Raw genomic sequence first — 8417 nt, 5'->3', positions numbered from 1 at the left:
CACAAGGATCATGGAGCGCGGTCTACAGGAGGCGAACCCATGTCGATGTCTCACGGCGGCCATGCGGGCCACCTGCCCGCGAGTGGTGATCGCAAAGCGCTCGTCATTTCGGGCTGGCTCACTGGCCTCTACTTCATCGTGGAACTCGGGATCGGCATCTGGACGGGCTCGGTCGCCGTCATGTCCGATGCCTTCCACACCTTCTCGGCCGTGGGCGGCGTGCTCATCGCCCTGGTCGCGATGCGTCTGGGCGAGCGGAAGTCCAGCCCGGCCCGCACCTTCGGCTACATCCGGGCGGAGATCCTTGGCGCGCTCTTCAACGGCCTGTTTCTCGCCGGCATGGCGATTTTCGTGCTGTGGATGGGCGCGATGCGCCTCATGGAGCCGATCGAGCTGGCCACGACGCCGATGCTGATCGCGGCAGCGGGCGGCATCGCCACCGAGCTTGTCGCCCTCTGGCTCCTGTACGAGCGCCAGAAGGACAACCTGAACATGCGGGGCGCCTACTGGCACATCCTGCAGACCTTCGTTGGCAGCTTCCTCATCATCATCTCGGCCCTGGTGATCCGCTTCACCGGCTTCCTCGCAATCGACCCGCTGCTCGGCATGGCCTTCGGGCTGGTCCTGCTCTGGGCCTCCTGGGGCATCCTGCGCGAGTCGCTGCACATCCTGCTCCAAGGCACCCCGGAGGATCTGGATATCGAGGCTGCGATCGCGGCTATTCGGGAGCTGGACGGCGTGACGGACGTGCATCACGTCCATGCCTGGAGCCTGACGTCCGGGCGCAACGTGTTCTCGAGCCACGTCTGCGTTCGAGACTGGCAGGATGGCGAGCGGGTGCTGAGGGAGGTGAACAACCTCCTGCGCGACCGGTTCAAGGTCTACTTCTCGACCACGCAGATCGAGGAATACTGCCTTGCCGTTGAGGAGGGAGCTGCCGAGATCGATGTTACGCGGCCGAAGGCGAAGTCCCGGCAGGCCGTGCGGGCAAGACCGGAAGAAGGGAGCGCCCAGCATGAACACTGACGCCGCGGCTTCCGCCTGGCGGCTTACTCTTGACCTTCCAACGACAGGAAGGTGCAGGACGAATGAGGACGATTCTCGGGCACTTCCCGGACGAGGTACATGATGGCCAGCAAGAGCAAAGACCAACACCCTGCCCCCCTCCACATGGAGAGCAGTTCTCGCGTCGGCGGCCATGAGCATCGCGGGCCGGGACATTCTCACGAACACGGGCATGCTCACTCGGGGCACCACGGGACGGAGCATTCGCACGCTGCGGAGGCGACTCCGACAGACAGCGTGCATCGGGTCAAGGACCCGGTCTGCGGCATGATGGTCGATCCCCATGCGACGCAGCACAAGGCCGAGCATGCGGGGCGGCCGTATTACTTCTGCTCGGCCGGATGCCGCGCGAAGTTCCTGGCCGAGCCGGACCGCTACCTCGACCCGGCCGCTGCGGCGGCAAAGGCCGAGCCCGTGCCCGAGGGGACGATCTACACCTGTCCCATGCACCCAGAGATCCGGCAGGTGGGGCCGGGATCCTGCCCGATCTGCGGCATGGGGCTGGAGCCTGTGCTGGTCAGCCTCGAGGCGGAGCCCAATCTCGAACTGATCGATATGCGGCGCCGCTTCTGGATCGGGCTGGTGCTGACGGTCCCTGTATTCATTCTGGAAATGGGCGGCCATTTCCTCGGGCTGGACCGCTACATCGATCAGCAGACCTCGAACTGGATCCAGCTGCTCTTCGCGACCCCGGTCGTCCTGTGGGCCGGGTGGCCCTTCTTCCAGCGCGGCTGGCAGTCGCTGGTCACGCGCAATCTCAACATGTTCACCCTGATCGCCATGGGCACGGGGGCGGCGTGGATCTACAGCGTCGTTGCGACGCTCGCGCCAGACATCTTCCCGGACGCCTTCCGCCAGCATGACGGGTCGGTCGCGGTTTATTTCGAAGCCGCAGCGGTCATCACCGTGCTCGTGCTGCTCGGACAGGTGCTGGAACTCCGGGCGCGGGAAAGCACCAGCGGCGCAATCCGGGCGCTGCTCGATCTCGCCCCGAAAACCGCACGGGTCATCCGTGATGACGGCACCGAAGAAGAGGTGCAGCTCGACACTGTCCATGTCGGCGACCGCCTGCGGGTGCGGCCGGGCGAGAAGGTGCCCGTGGATGGCGAGGTGCTGGAAGGCCGCAGCGCCGTCGACGAGTCGATGGTGACGGGCGAATCCATGCCGGTGACCAAGGAGGTCGGCTCGCGGGCGATCGGGGGGACCATGAACCAGTCCGGCGCGCTGGTGATCGAGGCCCGCAAGGTCGGACGCGACACCATGCTGTCGCAGATCGTCCAGCTTGTCGCAGAGGCACAGCGCAGCCGTGCCCCGATCCAGCGACTTGCCGACCAGGTGTCGGGCTGGTTCGTGCCGGCGGTGATCGTGGTCGCGGTGCTCGCCTTCATCGCCTGGTCGATCTGGGGCCCGGAGCCGCGCTTCGCCTATGCGCTGGTCGTGGCGGTTTCGGTCCTGATCATCGCCTGCCCCTGCGCGCTGGGTCTGGCGACGCCGATGTCGATCATGTTCGGCGTCGGCCGCGGCGCGCAGAATGGCGTCCTGATCAAGAACGCCGAGGCGCTCGAGCACATGGAGAAGGTCGACACGATCATCGTCGACAAGACCGGCACACTGACGGAGGGGCGTCCCGCCGTCACGGCCATCGTTCCCGCTGCCGGTCTTACCGAGGAGGAGGTGCTGCGCCTGGCCGCCAGCGTCGAGCGGGCGAGCGAGCATCCGCTGGCGCTCGCCATCGTGCGCGCGGCAGAGGAGCGGGGGATCGCGACCGCACCGGTTGCGGATTTCGACTCGCCGACCGGGAAGGGCCCCTATGGCACGGTCGAGGGCAAGCGCATTCCCCTCGGCAACGCAAACTTCCTGGCCGAAGAAGGGGTCGATGTGACGCCGCTGGCCGCGCAGGCTGACCGGCTGCGCCAAGACGGGGCGACCGCGATCTTCATGGGCGTGGACGGAGAGGTCGCCGCAATCTTCGCCATCGCCGATCCGGTCAAGCCCTCCACGCCTGAAGCGCTTGCCGCGCTGAAGGCCCAAGGCATCCGCGTGGTCATGCTCACCGGCGACAACTGGACAACGGCGAAGGCGGTCGCGCGCCAGCTCGGCATCGACGAGGTCGAGGCAGAGGTCCTGCCCGATCAGAAGAGCGAAGTCGTGCAGCGGCACAAGGCGGCCGGGGAAGTCGTGGCGATGGCCGGCGACGGGGTTAATGATGCGCCGGCGCTGGCCGCCGCGGATGTCGGCATCGCCATGGGCACAGGGACGGATGTGGCAATGGAGAGCGCGGGCGTAACGCTGCTGAAGGGCGATCTCACCGGCATCGTTCGTGCGCGGCGGCTGTCGCAGGCGGTGATGCGCAACATCCGTCAGAACCTGTTCTTCGCTTTTATCTACAACGCGCTCGGTATCCCGGTCGCGGCCGGCGTGCTGTATCCGTTCTTCGGCATCCTGCTGTCGCCGATTATCGCCGCCGCCGCGATGGCGCTGTCCTCGGTCAGTGTCATCGCGAACGCGTCACGGCTGCGGAGGGTGAAGCTGTGATGACCGGGTGGCATCGGCGGCCGATCCCGCGAGCGCATCCGACAGGCGACATCATGCCGCGGCGCGCAGGCGCATTCTCACCCGTTCGTGGGTCGCGTTCGGACCGGGCCGATGAGATGATGGAGTCCACGAAGAAAGGTTTGACGATGCGGAACGATCACACCATCAGCCGGCGGGCCGTTCTCGCGGCGGCCGCCGCACTTCCGTTCCTGCTGTCGATGCCGGCCTGGGCCCGGGCCGAGGCCCTGCCGCTCGTGACCGTCACCAAGGATCCGTCCTGCGGCTGCTGCGGTGGCTGGATCGAGCATATCGAAGCCGCGGGCTTCCCGGTGCGGGTGGTGAACTCGGACGATGTGTTCAGCCTCAAGGAGCGGCTCGGCGTGCCGGCCGAGCTGACCTCCTGCCATACGGCCGAGGTGGACGGCTATGTGGTGGAGGGTCATGTGCCAGCCACCGCGATCCGCCGCTTGCTGGCCGAGCGGCCCTCCGGAACGGGACTTGCCGTTCCTGGAATGCCTGCCGGCTCGCCCGGCATGGATCTTTCCGGCGTCGACCCCGAAGCCTATGAAGTGCTCCTGTTCGGTCCGACCACCCAGACCTTCGGGCGCTACCTCGGCGCGCAGGAAATCTGAGCCAGGCGCCTCCACATGACCGTCCACCTTGCCACCGATCCGATGCAGCACAAACCGAGAGCCATGGGCCTTGCCCGCCTCAGCGGCGCATCGCCCCGGCTCGACACCGAGAAGGCAGGTGGCTCATGAGCGGGCGCTCGAGAGTTGCGTTCGCGACGGGATGCGGCCGATTGCGCCAGTTTGCGATCGGCCTCCTGTTGCTTGCCGTCAGCGCCCTCGTTCTGCAGGGCGTGGCGCATGCCAGCCCGACCGGACACGCCCTCCACCGCGAACAGAGCGCTGCGACGGCAAGCCACTGCGCCCAACATCACATGTCCGGCGATCACGGGGCAGCGACATCTGCAGGCTGCGAGAGTGATGGCGGCGGCCAGATGCTGGCCGACTGCTGTCAGACCTGTCTGATCGCCGCCGTTCCCGTCGGGCCGCTGACGTTCGGGCCGTCTGTGAATGGTGAACCGTTCAGGGTCATGCACCGTGACCCGTGGGAACGATCCCCCGAAGGAATCCTGAGGCCGCCTCGTCTTATCGCTGCATGACGGCCGCTCCGGCGCAACCGCCGGCAAGCGCGCACCTCAAGCCCAGACGAACTTTCGGAGGCCCGCGTCCGCGAATGTGACGCCGGCGCTCCGGTGCCAAAGGATGAAAACCCATGAACCGAACTGCAATCGTTCTTTCCGTCAGCCTGCTGGCGGGCCTGCCGGGCGCGGCTCTCGCCCAGGCCGAACATGACACCCACCACCCGGCAACCCCGCCCGCCCAGGCGGAACAGGCACCCGCGCCCAGGCCGCAGATGCCCGGCATGCAGGGAATGCCCGAGCATGGCCAGGCCATGATGCAGACGATGCAGCAGATGATGCAGGGGGGCATGCACGGCGGAATGGCCGCACCCGGCGCCGGTGGCGCCGCAACGAGCCTTTCCGGCGCTCCCGACTTCACGCAGGCCTACGTCGCCTCGATGAATGAAATGCACGGACCGATGATGGAAGGTGTCATGGCCGACGACCCGGACGTCGCCTTCGTGCGGGGCATGATCCCGCATCATCAGGGAGCGATCGACATGGCGAAGATCGTCCAGCAATACGGCGACGATCCGCAGACCAGGGCATGGGCGGACCAGATCATCGCGGCGCAGGAGGGCGAGATCGCTGAAATGCAGGCATGGCTGGAGACGAACGCCGGCAAGGCACCAACCGCCCTCGGCCAGACAGGCGGGACCGTCTACTCCGCCAACGAGGGCGGCAATTCGATCAGCGCCATCGATCTCGGCACGGGTTCGGTCGAGACCGTTGACGTCGGGGTGTCGCCGCACAATGTCGATCTGACGCCGGACGGAAATCTGCTGCTGGCGGTCGGGAGACCTGCCGCCGATCACGCGCACGGATCGGCTGACGATGGACATGCCGACACCGATGCGGGCGGAGGGGTTCTGGTGGTGCTCGATCCGGAACGACTGTCGCAACCCGTCGCCACTCTGGAAGTCGGGGCGCATCCGGCGCATGTCGTCGCCGACGGCAACGGGCGCGCCTATGCTTCGCTTTCCGGCGGCAACGAAATTGCGGTCGTCGATCTCGCGGCGGCTTCGGTGATCGAACGCATCGCGACCGGAGCCTATCCGCACGGGCTGCGCCTCAGCCCGGATGAGAGCGAGCTCTATGTGGCCAATGTCGAGGACGGCTCGGTCTCCGTCATCGACACGCAGGACCTGACGGAAGTTGCGCGCATCCCGGTGGGCGCAGCGCCTGTACAGGTCGGGTTCACGCCGTCTGGCGATCAGGTCTACGTCTCGCTGCGCGACGAGAACCGGGTGGCCGTCATCGACACCTCGTCCCGCGAGGTGACGAACAGGATCGACGTCGGGCCGAACCCGATCCAGATGTTCGCGACCCCGGATGGAGCCTACGTCTACGTGGCCAACCAGGGCACCGACGCGGAGCCGAACGACACGGTGTCCGTGATCGACACGGCGACGGGAGAGGTCGTGAAGACGATCACCACCGGGGGTGGCGCCCATGGCGTGTCGGCATCGGCGGACGGGGCTTACGTGTTCGTAACGAACATTGCGGACGACACAGTGTCGATCATCGACGTAGAGAGCCAGGACGTCGTCAGGACGGTGCCCGTCGGCGATCGGCCGAATGGCATCGTGTACGGCGGATCGAGCCGCTAAGGAGTTCGGCGCCGGAGCGGTCTCGCTCCGGCGCCAGACTTGGAAGCATGGATATCATGTCCGCCAACACAGTCAGCGCCGGCCTGCGCGCAAGTGCAGGGCTTCTCCAAACGGTACTCGGTGCATCGGAATCACCGCCGCCATCGCCCTCGTGGCTATCCAAGAGGTGAGAAGAGACAATGAGACTGATAGTGCTCGGACCACCGGGAGCAGGGAAGGGAACGCAGGCGCAGCGCCTGGCCGAACGCCACTCGATCCCTCAGCTTTCTACAGGAGATATGCTGCGCGCTGCTGTGACCGAAGGCACCGAAACCGGGCGGCGGGTCAAGGCGATCATGGATCGCGGCGAACTCGTACCCGACGATGTGGTCAACCAGATGGTATCCGACCGGATCGATCAAGAGGATTGCCGCAAAGGGTTCATTCTCGACGGCTTTCCCCGGACAGTCGCGCAGGCGGAGTCCCTGACGGCCATGCTGGAGCGAAGGGGCGTCAGGCTTGACGCAGTGATCGAACTGAAGGTCGATCAGACCTCGCTCATCGAGCGAATGGAAAAGCGCGTCGCCGATACGCTGGCCGCTGGCGGCACGGCTCGTAGCGACGACAATCGGGATACCTTTGTCAGACGTCTCGACGCATACCGGAACAAAACGGAGCCGCTACTGGACTACTATCGCCGAAGGAATGAGCTCATTACGGTTGATGGAATGCAGGGCATCGACGACGTGGCGCGCGAGATTGAGGACGTACTGACCCGGCGATCCTCGGGATCACGACGCTGATCCTGGCGACAAGGAACGGTGAGGGACACCACCTGGCCGCTGCGTCCAGCGATCGAATCGGCATGCGGCCTGTCGCCATATCGGTGCGGATTGCAGACCGCAGGAGCTCAGGCTCTTGCTAGCTTGTCTCAAGAGAGCAGGCCCGAGCCTGCTCTCTCATCACTGCGTAGTCGCTCAGCATTTCCGCGATGATCGAGCCTTCCGGCAACGATGCCAGTTCCTCGGCGGCCCGCGCCTGAAGCTCACGGCTGTACTCCACAGCCGGCGGGCACAACGCGAGGCCGCCGTTTTCAGAACCGGCCGTTGCGCAGCCGGTCAGCAAGCTCGGCGCGATCGCGAGGACGGCGAGCGGCAGCCTCCAGCATCCGGCGTTGGACATCATTGGTCTTCTCCGTGGTTTCAAGACGCTCGGCGAGGCGGCCGGTGCGCTCGCCGGAACGCCGGAGCGCGAGCAGGAACAGAAGCACGCTGAAGCCAACGGCGCCGTAGCGCAGCGCGGCCCGCATCCATGGGCTGGCGGCAATGCCGCTCAGCAGCGCGGCGATTCATCGACGCCCCCGCTTCCAGTCGTCGAGCCGCGCGTAGATGGTCACGGCGACGCCCGCGAGTGCCACGGCGATGAACACCCAGCGCAGCGTTTCGAGATAGGACACAAGCGGCAGGATGGCGGACTGGGTCTCGGCCAGGACGCTCTGCGCAACCTCGACACCCGCGGCACCCAGCGTCGCCACACCGGCCGCGCCGCCGCCCTTCATGGTGCGGCTGTCGGCCAGAACCTCGCGCGCTGGTGGCGTTTCTTCGGCGAAGGCAGTCGGCCGGACCGGGAACCGCTCGCCCCACTGCCGCGCGGGCCCAAGGTCGACATGCATGAACCCCGAGCGCGGATAGAAGCCGAAGCCGAGGAAACCGACCTCCCGCGCCACCGCCTCGAAGGCCACCGGATCGTGATTCGCCATGGCAATGTCGAAGGCGGTGCCGTCGAGGTGTTTCGACCGGGTCGCGCCGCCGACGGCGCGGTTGTGCTCGGGGCTGCGATAGGCCGAGCGGACGATCAGCGGCTTGCCCAGCCGGTCGCGCAGCGCCTGCAGCCTGTCAAGCGCGGGTTCGTTGATCAGCAGCTTGCCGGTGCCCCGGCAGGCGATCTCGGCCGGGCTGAAATTCGGCCAGCGCCAGGCGCTCTCCGGCACGTCGCGCCAATGGCGGTGGAAGGTCGTGGTCATGGGGGTCCTCCAGAAA

General features: G+C 66.5%; 7 protein-coding genes. 5 read left to right on the top strand and 2 right to left on the bottom strand.

Features of this window, described 5'->3' with window-relative positions; translation table 11 throughout:
- Nucleotides 1–39: 39 nt before the first annotated feature.
- The 5 genes from ACFHYO_RS01605 to ACFHYO_RS01585 all read left to right on the top strand — a co-directional run bounded on the left by ACFHYO_RS01605 (nt 40) and on the right by ACFHYO_RS01585 (nt 7181).
- Nucleotides 40–1026, top strand: a complete 987-nt coding sequence (locus ACFHYO_RS01605) for a cation diffusion facilitator family transporter (RefSeq protein WP_394317880.1) — start codon at nt 40–42, stop codon at nt 1024–1026.
- 144 nt (nt 1027–1170) lie between these two features.
- Entirely contained in the window at nt 1171–3600 is a 2430-nt protein-coding gene (locus ACFHYO_RS01600; RefSeq protein WP_394317887.1) for a heavy metal translocating P-type ATPase, read from the top strand.
- Between the two features lie 146 nt (nt 3601–3746).
- Nucleotides 3747–4232, top strand: a complete 486-nt coding sequence (locus tag ACFHYO_RS01595) for a DUF411 domain-containing protein (RefSeq protein ID WP_394317878.1) — start codon at nt 3747–3749, stop codon at nt 4230–4232.
- Nucleotides 4233–4881: 649 nt separating this feature from the next.
- Complete coding sequence (gene copM, locus ACFHYO_RS01590) at nt 4882–6399, top strand: CopM family metallochaperone (RefSeq protein WP_394317876.1); 1518 nt, start codon at nt 4882–4884, stop codon at nt 6397–6399.
- Between the two features lie 179 nt (nt 6400–6578).
- The gene (locus ACFHYO_RS01585) at nt 6579–7181 is read left to right on the top strand and encodes an adenylate kinase (RefSeq protein ID WP_394317874.1); all 603 of its coding nucleotides are present in this window, start codon (nt 6579–6581) and stop codon (nt 7179–7181) included.
- Between the two features lie 290 nt (nt 7182–7471).
- On the opposite strand, the gene ACFHYO_RS01580 is transcribed toward ACFHYO_RS01585, so the two are convergent.
- Together ACFHYO_RS01580 and ACFHYO_RS01575 are read right to left on the bottom strand one after the other, a co-directional pair.
- Nucleotides 7472–7687 carry a hypothetical protein gene (locus tag ACFHYO_RS01580; protein WP_394317872.1) on the bottom strand — a complete coding sequence of 72 codons (216 nt, stop codon included), beginning with the start codon at nt 7685–7687 and terminating at the stop codon, nt 7472–7474.
- Nucleotides 7688–7726: 39 nt separating this feature from the next.
- On the bottom strand, nt 7727–8401 hold the full coding sequence (locus ACFHYO_RS01575) for a YcbK family protein (RefSeq protein WP_394317870.1): 675 nt from the start codon (nt 8399–8401) through the stop codon (nt 7727–7729).
- Between the last annotated feature and the right edge of the window lie 16 nt (nt 8402–8417).

The sequence above is a fragment of the Paracoccus panacisoli genome, from assembly GCF_042435015.1.
GTDB lineage: Bacteria > Pseudomonadota > Alphaproteobacteria > Rhodobacterales > Rhodobacteraceae > Paracoccus > Paracoccus panacisoli.
Note: the sequence above shows the minus strand (reverse complement) of the source record. Positions and strands in the feature narration are given on the sequence as shown.